4 protein-coding genes are annotated in these 21,540 nt (G+C 47.9%); all 4 read right to left on the reverse strand.

Features of this window, described 5'->3' with window-relative positions:
* Window positions 1-318 precede the first annotated feature (318 nt).
* The 4 genes from ACOJUN_RS01960 to ACOJUN_RS01975 all read right to left on the reverse strand — a co-directional run bounded on the left by ACOJUN_RS01960 (window position 319) and on the right by ACOJUN_RS01975 (window position 21,084).
* The gene (locus ACOJUN_RS01960) at window positions 319-5,067 is read right to left on the reverse strand and encodes a hypothetical protein (protein ID WP_422135000.1); all 4,749 of its coding nucleotides are present in this window, start codon (window positions 5,065-5,067) and stop codon (window positions 319-321) included.
* A 502-nt stretch (window positions 5,068-5,569) separates the two neighbouring features.
* Complete coding sequence (locus ACOJUN_RS01965; protein ID WP_422135001.1) at window positions 5,570-10,504, reverse strand: hypothetical protein; 4,935 nt, start codon at window positions 10,502-10,504, stop codon at window positions 5,570-5,572.
* Window positions 10,505-11,007: 503 nt separating this feature from the next.
* On the reverse strand, window positions 11,008-15,633 hold the full coding sequence (locus tag ACOJUN_RS01970) for a hypothetical protein (RefSeq protein ID WP_422135002.1): 4,626 nt from the start codon (window positions 15,631-15,633) through the stop codon (window positions 11,008-11,010).
* Between the two features lie 504 nt (window positions 15,634-16,137).
* Entirely contained in the window at window positions 16,138-21,084 is a 4,947-nt protein-coding gene (locus ACOJUN_RS01975; protein WP_422135003.1) for a hypothetical protein, read from the reverse strand.
* Window positions 21,085-21,540 lie beyond the last annotated feature (456 nt).

A 21,540-nucleotide genomic window follows, 5' to 3' on the forward strand; every position in this document is an offset into this window, starting at 1 on the left:
AATAAGCTGGTAGAGGGCTTGAGCCGACTAATTCCAATGCCTGCAGCGAATCTCCAAACAACATTGCCACTAGCACAAGCAGTGATCGGACCATCGAGCAGGCAGCTTTTTTTTGTTGTGAGCGTCTCATAGATCCCGGCTAATAAAATCAGCTTGTGTGAATCCATTCGCTAGTGGAAAAAATTCGTACGTCATCCGGCTTAGGCCTGATGATTCACGTTTGCGCTAGATTTTATAGCACCGCACTGGCAAGCTTGCCATGAACGGAGTTGGCAGACAGTTTGTTTTTAGAAGCCTTATCAAACGACGAAAGTCTTTTTAAAAAAAACTCCCGCATTCATCAAGCAACTCCAGTTCCTGACAACTCTGATAAACATCAGGATCAACATCGGATAATAAAGGGTCTTGCTTTTTTAACTGTTCTATTTTGTTGCACGTCCGTTGCCTCCATACTTCCAGTATGTGGATAGCGGTATCGATTTTGGCTTTTTTAAGGAGGGTCACTGTATGCATAAGCTCCATTTCGCTCTCGTACTCCTCCAGTAAATTCAGTATTTCGCTGCCAAAAACTTCTGTCTGGTTGAGCTTTAACCATAAACTGCCAAACGCCTGTTTTTGTGGTTCCAATTCATTCTCTACCTGACATGCTTCAGCTTGCCTGAATTGAACGTTATCCTGTTTCTGCCATTGATCTGCAGTCAAATAATAGTGTTCAGATATCCCGGTGATTTTCAAAACAGTCCTGAACTGCTCTTCTGACCAGTTGCTGATGGCCATTTTTTCATTCTGTATTTCCAGAAGTGGCATTGGAAAGCGGTAGTTTTGAACTCTGCCACTTGATACTTCAACCTCAAGCCATTGCCCTTTGACGGAAAAAGACATCTCATTGAGGTTCTGCATCAATACAACAATATAGCTCAGGGCCAACTGTTCTCCTGTTTGGATAAGACCGGAGACAGATATCTCAACATGGTTATTGTCGTTTGTTCGCATCCCGGACAGAAAGTGATCGGGAATATCGTTATCCCAGGGTAGAAGACTATGGGTTTTGAGCAGCGCTTCAAACAGTATCTGGATGCCTTCTTTGGTGATGTCATGGGTTTTTAGTTGCAGGCAGGCTTCAAGCAGCTTGCTTAACCAATGGGAAGAATGCTCTCTGCTGAGTTTTTGCAGGGCGCTTAACGAGGGAAACAGGTCGAACACAGCCTGGGCATGGCTGGCATCCAGAAAACGCAACTGATCTTCTTTTGTTAAGGGTTGCAGAATTTCCAGATAGAGCCTTTGCATAAAGTCGAGTTTCAGCACCGCCGACAATGGTTGCAACAGGGCTGAGTACTGCTCCCATAGTCTTTTATCCGGCAATGACTTCAGCCGCTTGACAAAATAGACAAAACGCTCCCTGTCTTCATCGGAAGAACACAGGAACATTGCTCTATTTAACACGCGCAAAGGCACGGTTTTCATTGAATGACGCCACAAAAAATGCCGATCCCGTTGATTAGCCTGAAGGTAGCGTTTGACGCTTTTCCCTCCAGAAAAAGATAAAAGCCCTATCAATGGTTCCAGCATCAGAACCGTTTTAGTCTGTTCATGAAATTGGCAGAACTCCTTTAACACCGTCCATGTTAGCGACCAGTCTGGCTTAGGGGTGGAAAGATAAAGAGCGACTGTTTTTATCTGGCGATTGCATTTGTCATCCTCTTCATTCTCTGAATCGCTATCGTATTGGTCATCTCCTTTATTATTCGAGTTGTTATGTTCTCCGGTAAATTCTGTAAACAGCCACTGTTTCAGTTGTGTTTCCCGGTGTTGCAGTACCTCAGTAACAGGTAGTCCTGCTGATGCCCACAGCCTGGTCATAATTTGCAGCAGACTATGATTGGGTGCCCGCCGGTAACCTATCCAGCCCAGCACTTTTTTCACAGGCTCATGTTTGGGCAAGCCCTGGCCATTATTCATGGACGAAAAAGCCCGGAACAACTTCAGATTGAACTGGTCACCCCTGTGTTTCCATTCCGGCCAGCCTAGCACCTCTTTCACTTTCTTTTGTTTGAGCATGCCTTTACCATGGTTTATGGATGAGAAGGCGCGGAACAGCTCCATATTGAACTCGCCATACTTGTCCTTCCATTCCGGCCAGCCCAGCACCTCTCTCACTTCCTCATGTTTGAGCATGCCTTTGCTCCTATTCATAGATGAGAAAGAGCGGAACAGCTCCATACTGAACTCGCCATCCTTGTCTTTCCATTCCGGCCAGCCCAACACCTCTTTCACTTCCTCATGTTTAATCATGCCCTTGCTGCTATTCATGGACGAGAAGGCGCGGAACAGCTCAATGTTGAACTTGCCATCCTTGTCTTTCCATTCCAGCCAGCCCAGCACCTCTTTCACTTCCTCATGCTTAATCATACCCTTGCTGCTATTCATGGATGAGAAGGCGCGGTGCAGCTCCATACTGAATTCGCCATCCTTGTCTTTCCATTCCGGCCAGCCCAGCACCTCTTTCACTTGCTCATGTTTGAGGATGCCTTTACCATTGTTCATAGACGAGAAGGAGCGGAACAGCTCCATACTGAACTCGCCATCCTTGTCTTTCCATTCCTGCCAATCCAGCACCTCTTTCACTTGCTCATGTTTGAGCATGCCTTTGCCATTATTCATAGACGAGAAGGAGCGGAACAGCTCCATACTGAACTCGCCATCCTTGTCTTTCCATTCCTGCCAGCCCAGCATCTCTTTCACTTCCTCTTGTTTGAGTATGCCTTTACCACTGTGCATGGATGAGAAGGCGCGGAACAGCTCAATGTTGAACTCGCCATGCTTGTCCTTCCATTCCAACCAGGCCAGCACCTCTCTCACTTCCTCATGTTTGAGCATGCCTTTTCCACTATTTATGGATGAGAAGGCGCGGAACAGCTCCATACTGAACTCACCATTCTTGTCTTTCCATTCAGGCCAACCCAACATATCTTTCACTTCCTTTTGTTTGAGCATGCCTTTGCCATGATTCATGGATGAGAAGGCGCGGAACAGCTCCAAACTGAATTCGCCATTCTTGTCTTTCCATTCCGGCCAACCCAGCACCTCTTTCACTTGCTCATGTTTGAGGATGCCTTTGCAATGATTCATAGATGAGAAGGTACGGAACAGTTCCATACTGAACTCGCCATACTTGTCTTTCCATTCCAGCCAGCCCAGCACCTCTTTCACTTCCTCTTGTTTGAGCATGCCTTTACCACTGTTCATGGATGAGAAGGCGCGGAACTGCTCTATATTGAACTCGCCATCCTTGTCTTTCCATTCCGGCCAGCTCAGCACCTCTTTCACTTCCTCATGTCTAATCGTGCCCTTGCTGCTATTCATGGATGAGAACGAGCGGAACAGCTCCATATTGCGCTCACCATCCCTGTTTTTCCATTCCGGCCAGCTCAGCACCTCTTTGACTTTCTCATGTCTGGGCAGGCCCTGACCATGATTCATGGACGAGAAGGCGCGGAACAGCTCCGTATTGAATTCGGCATTCTCATCTTTCCATTCTGGCCAGCCCAGTATTGCTTTCACTTCCTTATTCGTGGGCACACCTTTGCCATTATTCATGGACGAGAAAGAAGTCACTACATCTAAATTCGCTAAATATTCGAGTTCATCCTGGCTACGCTCTGCAAAACTACGGATATGTTTTTTGCAATTATTCAGCATGCTGGTCAGCATGCCTGTATTTTTGACGTTTTTAGAAAGGTGCCCAAAAAAGGCGGCGGCATTATCGAAGAAGCCATTAAAAGAATCTCTATCTACGAAACCAAGCAGCTTATAAAAAGTGTTTTTTACAGTGATGTTTTTTTTCTTGAATACCTCTATCAGGGTTTGCGCTTTTTCCAGCCCTTCCTGACTTAATTCGTACTTGATATTTGTTTTTATTTTTTCCAATGGGTCATCGGGGATCTGATTGTCTGTCGGTTTCTTTTTTTTGGCCGCTGGTTCAGCAACAGCTGTTGAATTATTTCTCTTTCTACCCGGGCCCTTCTTTTTTTTCGGAGCGGGTTCAGGTGAATCCGGTTCTGCTTCTTCCCGGATTCGTCTTACCCTTTTGTTACCTTGAATTCCCGACAGGCACTTGTCGCACAGCAACGCTGAAGCTGCTGTCTGATTTGCGACACGTCCTAATTCCTGTGGATTCAATGCCTTGTCACACTTCGAACAAGCGACAACCGAATGTCCGGTATTCTGCTCAGCTGAGGGTTTCTGTGGGTCATCGCCTCCACGACCATTGGCGCTTGTCGAACCGGTTCCCCTGTTACGGGCAGCAGATCCGCTTGTCTGGCCGGTCTGACCTGTTGTCGCGGTCGTTGATGCTTTGGTCGTTCGGGAGGATGAATTCTTTTTCCCGTTACCCGTCTGTCGGCCAGAATATTTGCCAGAAACCATCTCACGGTAAACTCTGAGTTCCTGATCATTCTCTGCCACCCATGTCTGAATCAGCCCCGGTTCAATCATGCCAGGGTCTGACCTTTCCAGATCAAGAAGATCGGCTTCAATCACCATGATCCGGTCTGACAAAATCCGGGCCTGCGTGGTCTGGCCTGTCATAATCGCCCATAGTCGTTTGATTTGTAATATTATAAGCAGTTGCTTTTTTTGCTGCAGACAAGTTTGGACAGGATCAGGAATAAGGGTAAGGTCAGGTTGGCGCTCTGGTTCAGGACTCCCGCTGTTTCCGTCAGGTCGCTTATTGCCATCATCTCCACCGGCGGTGCCCCCGGCGATCAACGCATTGGAAGTGTTCTCCAGAACTTCAGGGGGCACGTAAAACTCCAACAACTCGTTCCCACGCTCCGGAGGGTGTCGCAAAACTCCAACAGCTCGTTCGGATGCTCTGAGGTCGTCATTCCCGCGAAGGCGGGAATCCAGCGCCAACGGTGAATATCTGCCTTCTCGGGGATGACAAGGCCATTGGGGCACCGGGCAGTAAGGTTCTGGTGGTGAGTCAGTGTGGATTCCCGCCTTCGCGGGAATGACGAGAATGAAGCCGGGAATGACGAGAATGAAGCCGGGAATGATGGAAGTCAACTCGTTCCCACGCTCCGGCGTGGGAATGCATATCTCCCCTGAAAGCCAGATACTACCACTTGAGATAACATATGGGCTCCCACGCCCGGGACTTACAGGGCCTGAAAGCATGGAAACCAGAGTTTTGTGACACCCTCGAAGAAAATCGGGCTGTTCAGGTTCAGCCAACTTATTGGAATACAGGAAATAAGCTGGTAGAGGGCTTGAGCCGACTAATTCCAATGCCTGCAGCGAATCTCCAAACAACATTGCCACTAGCACAAGCAGTGATCGGACCATCGAGCAGGCAGCTTTTTTTTGTTGTGAGCGTCTCATAGATCCCGGCTAATAAAATCAGCTTCTGTGAATCCATTCGCTAGTGGAAAAAATTCGTACGTCATCCAACTAGGCATGATGATTGACGTTTGCGCTAGATTTTATAGCACCGCACTGGCGAGCTTGCCATAAACGGATTTGGCAGACAGTTTGTTTTCAGAAGCTTTATCAGACGACACAAGTCTTTTTAAAAAATACTCCCACACCCATCAAGCAACTCCAGTTCCAGACAACCCTGATAAACATCAGGAGCAACATCGGATAATAAAGGGTCTTGCTTTTTTAACTGTTCTATTTTGTTGCACGCCCGTTGCCGCCATGCTTCCAGTATGTGGGTAGCGGTATCGATTTTGGCTTTTTTAAGGAGGGTCACTGTATGCATAAGCTCCATTTCGCTCTCATACTCCTCCAGTAAATTCAGTATTTCGGTGCCAAAAATTTCTGTCTGGTTGAGCTTTAACCATAAACTGCCAAACGCCTGTTTTTGTGGTTCCAATTCATTTTCTGGCTGACATGCTTCAGCTTGCCTGGATTGAACGTTATCCAGTTTCTGCCATTGATCTGCAGTCAAATAATAGTGTTCAGATATCCCGGTGATTTTCAAAACAGTCTTGAACTGTTCCTCTGACCAGTTGCTGATGGCCATTTTTTCATCCTGTATTTCCAGCTGCGGCATTGGAAAGCGGTAGTTTTGAACTCCATCACCCGGCACCTCAACCTCAAACCACTGCCCTTTGACGGTGAAAGACATTTCATTGAGTTTCTTCATGAGCACAGCGATATAGCTCAGGGCCAACTGTTCTCCTGATGGGAGTCCGGAGACAGGTATCTCAACATAGTTGTTGTCGGTCGTCTGCATCCCGGACAAAAAGTGATCGGGGATATCGTGATCCCAGGGTAGAAGACTATGGGTTTTGAGCAGCGCTTCGAACAGTATCTGGATGCCTTCTTTGGTGATGTCATGGGTTTTTAGTTGCAGGCAGGTTTCAAGCAGCTTTTTTAACCAATGGGAAGAATGTTCTTTGCTGAGTTTTTGCAGGGCGCTCAACGAGGGAAACAGATCAAATACAGCCTGGGCATGGCTGGCATCCAGAAAACGCAGCTGATCATCTTTTGTTAAGGGTTGCAGAATTTCCAGATAGAGCCCTTGCATATATTCGAGTTTCAGCACCGCCGACAATGGTTGCAACAGGGCTGAGTACTGCTCCCATAGTCTTTTATCCGGCAATGACTTCAGCCGCTTGACAAAAAAGACAAAACGCTCCCTGTCTTCATCGCAAGAACACAGAAAGATTGCTCTGTTTAACACGCGCAAAGGCACGGCTTTCATTGAATGACGCCACAAAAAATGCCGATCCAGTTGATTAGCCTGAAGGTAACGTTTGACACTTTTTCCTCCAGAAGAAGATAAAAGCCCTATCAATGATTCGAGCATCAGAAGCGTTTTAGCCTCTTTATGCAATTGGCAGAACTGTTTTAAAACCGTCCATTTTAGCGACCAGTCTGGCTTAGGGGTGGAAAGATAAAGAGCGACTGTTTTTATCTGGCGATTGTATTTATCATCTCCTTCATTATCCGGGTTGCTGTGTTCTCCGGTAAGTTCTGTAAGCAGTAACTGTTTCAGTTGTGTTTCCCGGTGTTGCAGCATCTTGATGGCAGGTAGCCCTGCTGATGCCCAGAGCCTGGTCATAATGTGCAGTAGCCAATGACTGGGTGCCTCATGGTAACGTATCCAGCCCAGTACTTTTTTCACATCCTCATGTTTGGGTAAGCCCAGGCAATGATTCAAGGAGGAGAAAGTGCGGAACAACTTCATATTGAACTCACCATTCTTGTCTTTCCATTCCGGCCAGCCGAGTACCTCTTTCACTTCCTTTTGTTTGGGCATGCCTCTTGTGGCGTGCATAGACGAAAAAGAACGAAACAACTCCATGCTGAACTCGCCATCCTTGTCTTTCCATTCCGGCCAGCCCAGCACCGCTTTCACTTGCTTGTGTTTGAGTATTCCCTGGCTACCATTTATGGACGAGAAGGATCGGAACAACTTGATATTAAACTCGCCATCCTTGTCTTTCCATTCCGGCCAGCCCAACACCTCTTTCACTTCCTCTTGTTTGAGCATGCCTTTACCACCGTGCATGGATGAGAAGGAGCGGAACAGCTCCATACTGAACTCGCCATCCTTGTCCTTCCATTCCGGCCAGCTGAGCACCTCTTTCACTTGCTCACGTTTGAGCATACCTTTGCCATGATTCATAGACGAGAAGGCGCGGAACAGTCCCATACTGAACTCGCCATCCTCGTCTTTCCATTCCAACCAGTCGAGCACCTGTATCAGTTGCTCATGTTTGAGCATGCCTTTGCAATGATTCATAGACGAGAAGGAACGGAGCAGCTCCAAACTGAACTCACCATCCTTGTCCTTCCATTCCGGCCAGCCCAGCACCTCTTTCACTTGCTCATGTTTGAGCATGCCTTTGCCATTGTTCATGGATGAAAAGGAGCGGAACAGCTCGATACTGAACTCGCCATCCTTGTCTTTCCATTCCGGCCAGCCCAGCACCTCTTTCACTTGCCCATGTTTGAGCATGCCTTTACCATTGCTCATGGATGAGAAGGCGCGGAACAGCTCCATACTAAACTCGCCATCCTTGTCCTTCCATTCCGGACAGCCCAGCACCTCTTTCACTTCCTCTTGTTTGAGGATGCCTTTGCCATGATTCATAGATGAGAAGGCGCGGAACAGCTCCATACTGAACTCGCCATCCTTGTCCTTCCATTCCGGCCAGCCCAGCACCTCTTTCACTTGCTCATGTTTGAGCATGCCTTTGCCATTGTTCATGGATGAAAAGGAGCGGAACAGCTCCATACTGAACTCGCCATCCTTGTCTTTCCATTCCGGCCAGCCCAGCACCTCTTTCACTTGCCCATGTTTGAGCATGCCTTTACCATTGTTCACGGATGAGAAGGCGCGGAACAGCTCCATGCTGAACTCGCCATCCTTGTCTTTCCATTCCGGCCAGCCCAGCACCTCTTTCACTTCCTCTTGTTTGAGGATGCCTTTGCCATGATTCATAGATGAGAAGGCGCGGAACAGCTCCATACTGAACTCGCCAGCCCCGTCTTTCCATTCCGGCCAGCCCAGCACCTCTTTCACTTCTTCACGTTTAAACATGCCCTTGCTGCTATTCACAGACGAGAAGGCGCGGAACAGCTCCATATTGAACTCGCCCTTCTTGTCTTTCCATTCCAGCCAGCCCAGCACCTCTTTCACTTCCTTTTGTTTGAGAATGCCTTTGCCATGATTCATAGACGAGAAGGTGCGGAACAGCTCCATATTGAACTCGCCATTCTTGTCTTTCCATTCCAGCCAGCCCAGCACCTCTTTCACTTCCTCTTGTTTGAGCATGCCCTTGCTGCTATTCATGGATGAGAAGGACCGGAACAGCTCCATACTGAACTCGCCATCCTTGTCTTTCCACTCCGGCCAGCCCAGCACCTCTTTCACTTGTTCATGTTTGAGCATGCCTTTGCCACTATTCATTGACGAGAAGGATCGGAACAACTTCGTATTAAACTCGCCATCCCGGTCTTTCCATTCTGGCCAGCCCAGTATTGCTTTCACTTGTTCATGTGTGGGCACGCCTTTGCTATTATTCATGGACGAGAAAGAAGTCACTACATCTAAACTCGCTAAATATTCGAGTTCATCCTGACTACGCTCTACAAAACTACGGATATGTTTTTTGCTATTATTCAGCATGCTGGTCAGCATGCCTGTATTTTTGACGTTTTCAGAAAGGTGCCCAAAAAAGGCGGCGGCATTATCGAAGAAACCATTAAAAGACTTTCTATCTACAAGACCAGGCAGCTTATAAAAAGTGTTTTTTACAGTGATGTTTTTTTTCTTGAATACCGCCAACAGGGTTTGCACTTTTTTCAGCTCTTCCTGACTTAATTCGTACTTGATATTTGCTTTTATTTTTTCTAACGGATCATCGGGAATTTGAGTATCTGGCGGTTTCTTTTTTTTCGGAGCGGGTTCTGGTGAATCCGGTTCTGCTTCTTCCCTGATTCGTCTTACCCTTTTGTTACCTTGAATGCCCGACAGGCACTTGTCGCACAACAACGCTGAAGCTGCTGTCTGATTTGCTACACGTCCTAATTCCTGTGGATTCAATGCCCTGTCACACTTCGAACAAGCGACAACCGAATGTCCGGTATTCTGCTCAGCTGAGGGTTTCTGTGGGTCATCGCCTCCACGACCATTGGCGCTTGTCGAACCGGTTCTTCTGTTACGGGCAGCAGATCCGCTTGTCTGGCCGGTCTGACCTGTTGTTTCGGTCGTTGATGCTTTGGTCGTTCGGGAGGATGAATTCTTTTTCCTGTTACCCGTCTGTCGGCCAGAATATTTGTAAGAAACCATCTCACGGTAAACTCTGAGTTCCTGACCATTCTCTGCCAGCCATGTTTGAACCAGCCCCGGTTGCATCGTGCCAGGGTCTGACCTTTCCAGATCAAGAAGATCGGCTTCAATCACCATGATCCGGTCTGACAAAATCCGGGACAGGGTGGTCTGGCCTGCCATAATCGCCCATAGTCGTTTGATTTGTAATATTACAAGTAGTTGCTTTTTTTGCTGCAGACAAGTTTGGACAGGATCAGGAACAAGGGTAAGGTCAAGTTGACGCTCTGCTTCAGGACTCCCGCTGTTTCCGTCAGGTCGCTTATTGCCATCATCTCCACCGGCGGTGCCCCCGGCGATCAACGCATTGGAAGTGTTCTCCAGAACTTCAGGGGGCACGTAAAACTCCAACAACTCGTTCCCACGCTCCGGAGGGTGTCGCAAAACTCCAACAGCTCGTTCGGATGCTCTGAGGTCGTCATTCCCGCGAAGGCGGGAATCCAGCGCCAACGGTGAATATCTGCCTTCTCGGGGATGACAAGGCCATTGGGGCACCGGGCAGTAAGGTTCTGGTGGTGAGTCAGTGTGGATTCCCGCCTTCGCGGGAATGACGAGAATGAAGCCGGGAATGACGAGAATGAAGCCGGGAATGACGAGAATGAAGCCGGGAATGACGAGAATGAAGCCGGGAATGAAGCCGGGAATGATGGAAGTCAACTCGTTCCCACGCTCCGGCGTGGGAATGCATATCTCCCCTGAAAGCCAGATACTACCACTTGAGATAACATATGGGCACCCACGCCCGCGACTTACAGGGCCTAAAAACATGGGAGCCAGAGTTTTGTGATGCCATCGGAGAAAATCGGGCTGTTCAGGTTCAGCTAACTTATAGGAATACAGGAAATAGGCTGGTAGCGGACTTGAGCCGACTAATTCCACTGCATGCAGCGACCCACCAAATAATATTGTCACCAGCAGAAGCAGTGATCGAACCCTCGATAGGGCCGTTTTGTTTTTTTGTGAGCGTTTCATAGATCCAGGCTTAAAAAATCAGCATCTGTGAACCCATTCGCTAGTGGAAAAAATTCGCACGTCATCCGGCCTAGGCCTGATGATTCACGTTTGCGCTAGATTTTATAGCACCGCACTGGTGAGCTTTCCATAAACGGATTTGGCAGACAGTTTGTTTTTAGAAGCTTTATCAGACGACAAAAGTCTTTTTAGAAAATACTCCCGCATCCATCAAGCAACTCCAGTTCCTGACAACTCTGATAAACATCAGGATCAACATCTGATAATAAAGGGTCTTGCTTTTTTAACTGTTCTATTTTGTTGCACGCCCGTTGCCGCCATTCTTCCAGTATGCAGTTATCGGTATCGATTCTGGCTTTTTTAAGGAGGGTCACTGTATGCATAAGCTCCATTTCATTCTCGTACTCCTCCAGTAAATTCAGTATTTCGGTGCCAAAAATTCCTGTCTGGTTGAGCTTTAACCATAAACTGCCAAACGCCTGTTTTTGTGGTTCCAATTCATTCGCCGACTGACATGCTTCAGCTTGCCTGAATTGTACGTTATCCAGTTTCTGCCATTGATCTGCGGTCAAATAATAGTGTTCAGATATCCCGGTGATTTTCAAAACAGTCTTGAACTGTTCCTCTGACCAGTTGCTGATGGCCATTTTTTCATCCTGTATTTCCAGCTGTGGCATTGGAAAGCAGTAGTTTTCAACTCCGTCACCTGGCACTTCAACCTCAAGCCACTGAGCTTTGACGGTGAAAGACATCTTATTGAGCTTCTGCATCAACACTGCAATATAGCTCAGAGCCAACTGTTCTCCTGATTGGATAAGACCGGAGACAGGTATCTCAACATGGTTGTTGTCGATCGTTTGCATACCGGACAAAAAGTGATCGGGAATATCGTTATCCCAGGGTAGAAAACTATGGGTTTTGAGCAGCGCTTCAAACAGTATCTGGATGCCTTCTTTGGTGATGTCATGGGTTTTTAGTTGCAGGCAGGCTTCAAGCAGCTTCTTTAACCAATGGCAAGAATGCTCTTTGCTGAGTTTTTGCAGGGCGCTCAACGAGGGAAACAGATCAAATACAGCCCGGGCATGGCTGGCATCCAGAAAACGCAGCTGATCATCTTTTGTTAAGGGTTGCAGAATTTCCAGATAGAGCCCTAGCATATATTCGAGTTTCAGCACTCCTGACAATGATTGCAACCGGGCTGAGTAATGCTCCCATAGTCTTTTATCCGGCAATGACTTCAGCCGCTTGACAAAATAGACAAAACGCTCCCTGTCTTCATCGCAAGAACACAAAAACATTGCTCTATTTAACACGCGCAAAGGCACGGCTTTCATTGAATGACGCCACAAAAAATGCTGATCCTGTTGATTAGCCTGAAGGTAGCGTTTGACACTTTTCCCTCCAGAAGATAAAAGCTCTATCAATGATTCCAGCATCAGAACCGTTTTTGTCTCTTTATGGTATTGGCAGAACTGTTTTAAAACTGTCCATGTTAGCGACCAGTCCGGCTTAGGGGTGGAAAGATAAAGAGCGACTGTTTTTATCTGGCTATTGCATTTGTCCTCTTCATCATCTGAGTCGCTATTGTATTCGTCATCTCCTTCATTATCCGGTTTGCTGTGTTCTCCGGTAAGTTCTGTGAGCAGTAACTGTTTCAGTTGTGTTTCCCGGTGTTGCAGCAGCTTGATAGCAGGTAGCCCTTCTGATACCCAGAGCCTGGTCATGATTTGCATTAGCCTGTGATTGAGCGCCCCCCGGCAACCTACCCAGTCCAGAACTTTTTTCACAGGCTCATGTTTGGGCAAGCCTTGGCTGTGATTCATGGACGAGAAAACGCGGAACAGCTTTATATTGAGTTCGCCATTCTTGTGTTTCAATTCAGGCCAGCCGAGCACCTCTTTCACTTTCTCATGTTTGAGCATACCTCTGCTATTATTCATGGACGAAAAAGTGCGGAACAGTTCCATACTGAACTCGCCATCCTTGTCTTTCCATTCCGGCCAACCCAGCAACTCTTTCACTTCCTCTTGTTTGAGCATGCCTTTACCATTGTTCATGGATGAGAAGGAGCGGAACACCTCCATATTGAACTCGCCACCCCTGTCTTTCCATTCCGGCCAGTCCAGCACCTCTTTCACTTTCTCATGCTTGAGCATGCCTCTGCTATTATTCATGGACGAAAAAGCGCGGAACAGCTCCATACTGAACTCGCCATCCTTGTCTTTCCATTCCGGCCAACCCAGCAACTCTTTCACTTCCTCTTGTTTGAGCATGCCTTTACCATGGTTCATGGATGAGAAGGAGCGGAACACCTCCATATTGAACTCGCCATCCCTGTCTTTCCATTCCGGCCAGTCCAGCACCTCTTTCACTTCCTCATGTTTGAGCATACCTTTGCTACTATTCATAGATGAGAAAGAGCGGAACAGCTCCATACTGAACTCGCCATCCCTGTCTTTCCATTCCGGCCAGCCCAGCACCTCTTTCACTTCCTCTTGTTTGAGGATGCCTTTGCCATGATTCATAGACGAGAAGGCGCGGAACAGCTCCATACTGAACTCGCCATCCTTGTCTTTCCATTCCGGCCAGCCCAGCACCTCTTTGACTTCCTCTTGTTTGAGGATGCCTTTGCCATGATTCATAGACGAGAAGGCGCGGAACAGCTCCATACTGAACTCGCCATCCTTGTCTTTCCATTCCGGCCAGCCCAGCACCTCTTTCACTTCCTTTTTTTTGAGCACGCTCTTGCCATGACTCATAGACGAGAAGGCGCGGAACAGCTCCATACTGAACTCGCCATCCTTGTCTTTCCATTCCGGCCAGCCCAGAACCCCTTTCACTTCCTTTTGCTTGAGCATGCCTTTGCCAATACTCATTGACGAGAAGGATCGGAATAACTTCGTATTAAACTCGCCATCCCTGTCTTTCCATTCCGGCCAGCCCAGCACCTCTTTCACTTGCTGATGTTTGAGGATGCCTTTACCGTTGTTCATGGATGAGAAGGAACGGAACAGCTCGATACTGAACTCGCCATTCTTGTCCTTCCATTCCGGCCAGTCCAGCACCTCTTTCACTTCCTCATGTTTAATCATGCCCTTGCTGCTATTCATAGACGAGAAGGCGCGGAACAGCTCCATATTGAACTCGCCATCCTTGTCCTTCCATTCCGGCCAGCCCAGCACCTCTTTCACTTGTTCATGTTTGGGCATGCCTTTGCCATTATTCATAGACGAGAAGGATCGGAACAACTTCGTATTAAACTCGCCATCCCTGTCTTTCCATTCTGGCCAGCCCAGTATTGCTTTCACTTGCTCATGTCTGGGCACGCCTTCGCCATTATTCATGGACGAGAAGGAATTCAATACATCCAAACTTGCTAAATATTCGAGTTCATTCAGGCTACGTTCTGCGAAACTACGGATATGTTTTTTTTTATTACCCAGCATGCCGGTCAGCATGCCTGTATTTTTGAAGTTTTCAGAAAGGTGCCCAAAAAAGGTGGCAGCATTATCGAAGAAACCATTAACAGACTTTCTATCTACAAGACCAGGCAGCTTATAAAAAGTGTTTTTTACAGTGATATTTTTTTCCTTGAATACCGCCACCAGGGTTTGCACTTTTTGCAGCTCTTCCTGACTTAATTCGTACTTGATATTTGCTTTTATTTTTTCCAGTGGGTCATCGGAGATCTGGGTGTCTGGCGGTTTCTTTTTTTTGGCCGGTGGTTCAGCAACAGCTGTTGAACTATTTCTCTTTCTACCCGGGCCCTTCTTTTTTTTCGGAGCGGGTTCTGATGAATCCGGTTCTGCTTCTTCCCGGATTCGTTTTACCCTTTTGTTACCTTGAATGCCCGACAGGCACTTGTTGCACAACAACGCTGAAGCTGCTGTCTGATTTGCTACACGTTCTAATTCCTGTGAATTCAGTGCCTTGTCACACTTCGAACATGCGACAAGCGAATTTCCGGTATTCTGCTCGGCTGAGGGGTTTAGTGGGTCATCGTCTCCACGACCATTGACGCCTGTCGAACCGGTTCCCCTTTTACGGGCAGCAGGTCCCCTTGTCTGGCCGGTCTGACCTGTTGTTGCGGTCGTTGCTGCTTTGGTCGTTCGGGAGGATGAATTCTTTTTCCCGTTACCTGTCTGTCGGCCAGAGTATTTGCCAGAAACCATCTCACGGTAAACTCTGAGTTCCTGACTATTCTCTGCCATCCATGTCTGAACCAGCCCCGGTTGGATCGTACCAGGGTCTGACCTTTCCAGATCAAGAAGATCGGCTTCAATCACCATGATCCGGTCTGACAAAATCCGGGACAGGGTGGTCTGGCCTGCCATAATCGCCCATAGTCGTTTGATTTGTAATATTACAAGTAGTTGCTTTTTTTGCTGCAGACAAGTTTGGACAGGATCAGGAATAAGGGTAAGGACAGGTTGGCGCTCTGGTTCAGGACTCCCGCTGTTTCCGTCAGGTCGCTTATTGCCATCATCTCCACCAGCGGTGCCCCCGGCGATCAACGCATTGGAAGTGTTCTCCAGAACTTCAGGGGGCACGTAAAACTCCAACAACTCGTTCCCGCGCTCCGGAGGGTGTCGCAAAACTCCAACAGCTCGTTCGGATGCTCTGAGGTCGTCATTCCCGCGAAGGCGGGAATCCAGCGCCAACGGTGAATATCTGCCTTCTCGGGGATGACAAGGCCATTGGGGCACCGGGCAGTAAGGTTCTGGTGGTGAGTCAGTGTGGATTCCCGCCTTCGCGGGAATGACGAGAATGAAGCCGGGAATGACGAGAATGAAGCCGGGAATGATGGAAGTCAACTCGTTCCCACGCTCCGGCGTGGGAATGCATATCTCCCCTGAAAGCCAGATACTACCACTTGAGATAACATATGGGCACCCACGCCCGCGACTTACAGGGCCTAAAAGCATGGGAGCCAGAGTTTTGTGATGCCATCGAAGAAAATCGGGCTGTTCAGGTTCAGCCAACTTATTGGAATACAGGAAATGAGCTGGTAGCGAGCTTGGGCCGACTAATTCCAATGCATGCAGCGAATCCCCAAACAACATCGTCACCAACAGAAGCAGTGATCGGACCATCGAGCAGGCAGCTTTTTTTTGTTGTGAGCGTCTCATAGATCCCGGCTAATAAAATCAGCTTCTGTGAATCCATTCGCTAGTGGAAAAAAATTCGTACGTCATCCGGCTTAGGCCTGATGATTCACGTTTGCGCTAGATTTTATAGCACCGCACTGGCAAGCTTGCCATAAACGGATTTGGCAGACAGTTTGTTTTTAGAAGCTTTATCGTACGACACAAGTCTTTTTAGAAAATACTCCCACACCCATCAAGCAGCTCCAGTTCCTGACAACTCTGATAAACATCAGGATCAACATCTGATAATAAAGGGTCTTGCTTTTTTAACTGTTCTATTTTATTGCACGCCCGTTGCCTCCACACTTCCAGTATGTGGGTAGCGCTATCGATTTTGGCTTTTTTAAGGAGGGTCACTGTATGCATAAGCTCCATTTCGCTCTCGTACTCCTCCAGTAAATTCAGTGTTTCGCTGCCAAAAATTTCTGTCTGGTTGAGCTTTAACCATAAACTGGCAAATGCCTGTTTTTGTGGTTCCAATTCATTCTCTGCCTGAAATGCTTCAGCTTGCCTGGATTGAACGTTATCCAGTTTCTGCCATTGATCTGCGGTCAAATAATAGTGTTCAGATATCCCGGTGATTTTCAAAACAGTCTTGAACTGTTCCTCTGACCAGTTGCTGATGGCCATTTTTTCATCCTGTATTTCCAGCTGTGGCATTGGAAAGCGGTAGTTTTGAACTCTGCCACTTGGTACTTCAACCTCAAGCCATTGCCCTTTGACGGAAAAAGACATCTCATTGAGGTTCTGCATCAATACAGCAATATAGCTCAGGGCCAACTGTTCTCCTGTTTGGATAAGACCGGAGACAGGTATCTCAACATGGTTATTGTCGTTTGTTCGCATCCCGGACAGAAAGTGATCGGGAATATCGTTATCCCAGGGTAGAAGACTATGGGTTTTGAGCAGCGCTTCAAACAGTATCTGGATGCCTGCTTTGGTGATGTCATGGGTTTTTAGTTGCAGGCAGGCTTCAAGCAACTTGTTTAACCAATGGGAAGAATGCTCTTTGCTGAATTTTTGCAGGGCACTCAACGAGGGAAACAGGTCGAATACAGCCTGGGCATGGCTGGCATCCAGAAAACGCAGCTGATCATCTTTTGTTAAGGGTTGCAGAATTTCCAGATAGAGCCCTTGCATATATTCGAGTTTCAGCACCCCTGACAATGCTCGCAATAGAGCAGAGTACTGCTCCCATAGTCTTTTATCCGGCAATGACTTCAGCCGCTTGGCAAAATAGACAAAACGCTCCCTGTCTTCATCGGAAGAACACAGGAACATTGCTCTATTTAACACGCGCAAAGGCACGGCTTTCATTGAATGACGCCACAAAAAATGCCGATCCAGTTGGTTAGCCTGAAGGTAACGCTCGACACTTTTCCCTCCAGAAGAAGATAAAAGCCCTATCAATGATTTCAGCATCAGAAGCGTTTTAGCCTCTTTATGCAATTGGCAGAACTGTTTTAAAACCGTCCATGTTAGTGACCAGTCTGGCTTAGGGGTGTAAAGATAAAGAGCGACTGTTTTTATCTGGCGATTGTATTTATCCTCTCCTTCATTATCCCGGTTGCTGTGTTCTCCGGTAAGTTCTTTAAGCAGTAACTGTTTCAGTTGTGTTTCCCGGTGTTGCAGCAGCTTGATAGCAGGTAGCCCTGCTGATACCCAGAGCCTGGACATGATTTGCAGTAGCCTGTGATTGGGCGCCCCACGGCAATCTATCCAGTCCAGCACTTTTTTCACAGGCTCATGTTTGGGCAAGCCTTGGCTGTGATTCATGGACGAGAAAAGGCGGAACAGCTTTATATTGAGCTCGACACCCTTGTGTTGCCATTCAGACCAGCCCAGCACCTCTTTCACTTCCTTTTGTTTGAGCATGCCTTTGCAATGATTCATAGACGAGAAGGCGCGGAACAACTTCGTATTGAACTCGCCATCCTTGTCTTTCCATTCCGGCCAGCCCAGCACCTCTTTCACTTCCTTTTGTTTGAGCATGCCTTTGCCACTATTCATGGATGAGAAGGAGCGGAACAGCTCCATACTGAACTCGCCATCCTTGTCTTTCCATTCCGGCCAGCCCAGCACCTCTTTCACTTGCTCATGTTGAAGCATGCCTTTGCCTTTATTCATGGATGAGAAGGGGCGGAACAGCTCCATATTGAACTCGCCATCCTTGTCTTTCCATTCCGGCCAGCCCAGTACCTCTTTCACTTCTTTTTGTTTGAGCATGCCTTTGCTTCTATTCATGGATGAGAAGGAGCGGAACAGCTCTATACTGAACTCGCCATCCTTGTCTTTCCATTCCGGCCAGCACAGCATCTCTTTCGCTTCTTCTTGTTTGAACACGCCTTTACCATTGTTCATGGATGAGAAGGAGCGGAACAGCTCCATACTGAACTCGCCATCCTTATCTTTCCATTCCGGCCAGTCTAGCACTGCTTTCACTTCCTCATGGTTGGGCAGGCTTTTTTTATTATTCATGGACGAGAAGGAGCGGAACAGCTCCATACTGAACTCGCCATCCTTGTCTTTCCATTCCGGCCAACCCAACATCTCTTTCACTTGCTCGTGTTTGGGTACGCCGTGGCCATTATTCATGGACGAGAAGGAGCGGAACAGCTCAATGTTGAACTCGTCATCCTTGTCTTTCCATTCCGGCCAGCCCAACACCTCTTTCACTTGCTCATGTTTGAGGATGCCTTTACCATTATTCATGGACGAGAAGGAGCGGAACAGCTCAATGTTGAACTCGCCATCCTTGTCTTTCCATTCCGGCCAGCCCAGCACCTCTTTCACTTCCCCTTGTTTGAGGATGCCTTTGCCATGATTCATAGATGAGAAGGTTCGGAACAGCTCCATACTGAACTCGCCATCCTTGTCCTTCCATTCCGGCCAGCCCAGCGCCTCTTTCACTTCTTTTTTTTTGAACACGCCTTTACCATTGTTTATGGATGAGAAGGAGCGGAACAGCTCCATATTGAACTCGCCATCCTTGTCCTTCCATGCCGGCCAGCCCAGCACCTCTTTTACATGCTCATGTTTGAGCATGCCTTTACCGTTGTTCATTGACGAGAAGGATCGGAACAACTTCGTATTAAACTCGCCATCCTTGTCTTTCCATTCCGGCCAGCCCAGCACCTCTCTTGCATCCTCTTGTTTGAGCATGCCTTTACCACTGTGCATGGATGATAAGGAGCGGAACAGCTCAATGTTGAACTCCCCATCCTTGTCTTTCCATTCCGGCCAGCCCAGCACCTCTTTCACTTGCTCATGTTTAATCATGCCCTTGCTGCTATTCATGGATGAGAAAGCACGCAACAGCTCAATGTTGAGCTTGCCATCCTTGTCTTTCCATTCCGGCCAGCCAAGCACCTCTTTAACTTGCTCATGTTTGAGCATGCCTTTGCCATTATTCATGGATGAGAAGGAGCGGAACAGCTCCATACTGAACTCACCATCCTTGCCTTTCCATTCCGGCCAGCCGAGCACCTCTTTCACTTGCTCATGTTTGAGCATGCCTTTGCCATTATTCATGGAAGAGAAAGAGCGGAACAGTTCGATATTGAACTCGCCATCTTTGTCTTTCCATTCAGACCAGCCCAGTATTGCTTTCACTTCCTTATTTGTGGGCACACCTTTGCCATTATTCATGGACGAGAAAGAAGTCACTATATCTAAACTCGCTAAATATTCGAGTTCATCCTGGCTACGCTCTGCAAAACTACGGATATGTTTTCTGCTATTACCCAGCATGCCGGTCAGCATGCCTGTATTTTTGACGTTTTCAGAAAGGTGCCCAAAAAAGGCGGCGGCATTATCGAAGAAGCCATTAAAAGAGTTTCTATCTACGAAACCAAGCAGCTTATAAAAAGTGTTTTTTACAGTGATGTTTTTTTTCTTGAGTACCGCCACCAGGGTTTGCACTTTTTTCAGCTCTTCCTGACTTAATTCGTACTTGATATTTGCTTTTATTTTTTCTAACGGATCATCGGGAATTTGAGTGTCTGGCGGTTTCTTTTTTTTGGCCGCTGGTTCAGCAACAGCTGTTGAATTTTTTCTCTTTCTACCCGGGCCCTTCTTTTTTTTCGGAGCGGGTTCTGGTGAATCCGGTTCTGTTTCTTCCCGGATTCGTCTTACCCTTTTGTTACCTTGAATGCCCGACAGGCACTTGTCGCACAACAACGCTGAAGCTGCTGTCTGATTTGCTATACGTCCTAATTCCTGTGGATTCAGTGCTTTATCACACTTCGAACAAGTGACAAGCGAATTTCCGGTATTCTGCTCAGCTGAGGGGTTTAGTGGGTCATCGTCTCCACGACCATTGGCGCCTGTCGAACCGGTTCCCCTTTTACGGGCAGCAGGTCCCCTTGTCTGACCTGTCTGACCTGTTGTTTCGGTCGTTGATGCTTTGGTCGTTCGGGAGGATGAATTCTTTTTCCTGTTACCCGTCTGTCGGCCAGAATATTTGTAAGAAACCATCTCACGGTAAACTCTGAGTTCCTGACCATTCTCTGCCAGCCATGTTTGAACCAGCCCCGGTTGAATCGTGCCAGGGTCTGACCTTTCCAGATCAAGAAGATCGGCCTCAATCACCATGATCCGGTCTGACAAAATCCGGGCCAGCGTAGTTTGGCCTGTTATAATCGCCCATAGTCGTTTGATTTGTAATATTATAAGCAGTTGCTTTTTTTGCTGCCGACAAGTTTGGACAGGATCAGGAATAAGGGTAAGGTCAGGTTGGGGCGCTGGGTCAGGACTCCCGCTGTTTCCGTCAGGTGGCTTATTGCCATCATCTCCACCGGCGGTGCCCCCGGCGATCAACGCATTGGAAGTGTTCTCCAGAACTTCAGGGGGCACGTAAAACTCCAACAACTCGTTCCCACGCTCCGGAGGGTGTCGCAAAACTCCAACAGCTCGTTCGGATGCTCTGAGGTCGTCATTCCCGCGAAGGCGGGAATCCAGCGCCAACGGTGAATATCTGCCTTCTCGGGGATGACAAGGCCATTGGGGCACCGGGCAGTAAGGTTCTGGTGGTGAGTCAGTGTGGATTCCCGCCTTCGCGGGAATGACGAGAATGAAGCCGGGAATGACGAGAATGAAGCCGGGAATGATGGAAGTCAACTCGTTCCCACGCTCCGGCGTGGGAATGCATATCAACTCGTTCGCACGCTCCGGCGTGGGAATGCATATCTCCCCTGAAAGCCAGATACTACCACTTGAGATAACATATGGGCACCCACGCTCGCGACTTACAGGGCCTAAAAGCATGGGAGCCAGAGTTTTGTGACACCCTCGAAGAAAATCGGGCTGTTCAGGTTCAGCCAACTTATTGGAATACAGGAAATGAGCGGGTAGCGGGCTTGGGCCGACTAATTCCAATGCATGCAGCGAATCCCCAAACAACATCGTCACCAACAGAAGCAGTGATCGGACCATCGAGCAGGCAGCTTTGTTTTGTTGTGAGCGTCTCATAGATCCAGGCTAATAAAATCAGCTTCTGTGAATCCATTCGCTAGTGGAAAAAATTCGTACGTCATCCGGCTTAGGCCTGATGATTCACGTTTGAGCTAGGTTTTA

This window comes from Endozoicomonas sp. ALD040 (genome assembly GCF_049275945.1).
Taxonomy (GTDB): domain Bacteria; phylum Pseudomonadota; class Gammaproteobacteria; order Pseudomonadales; family Endozoicomonadaceae; genus Endozoicomonas_A.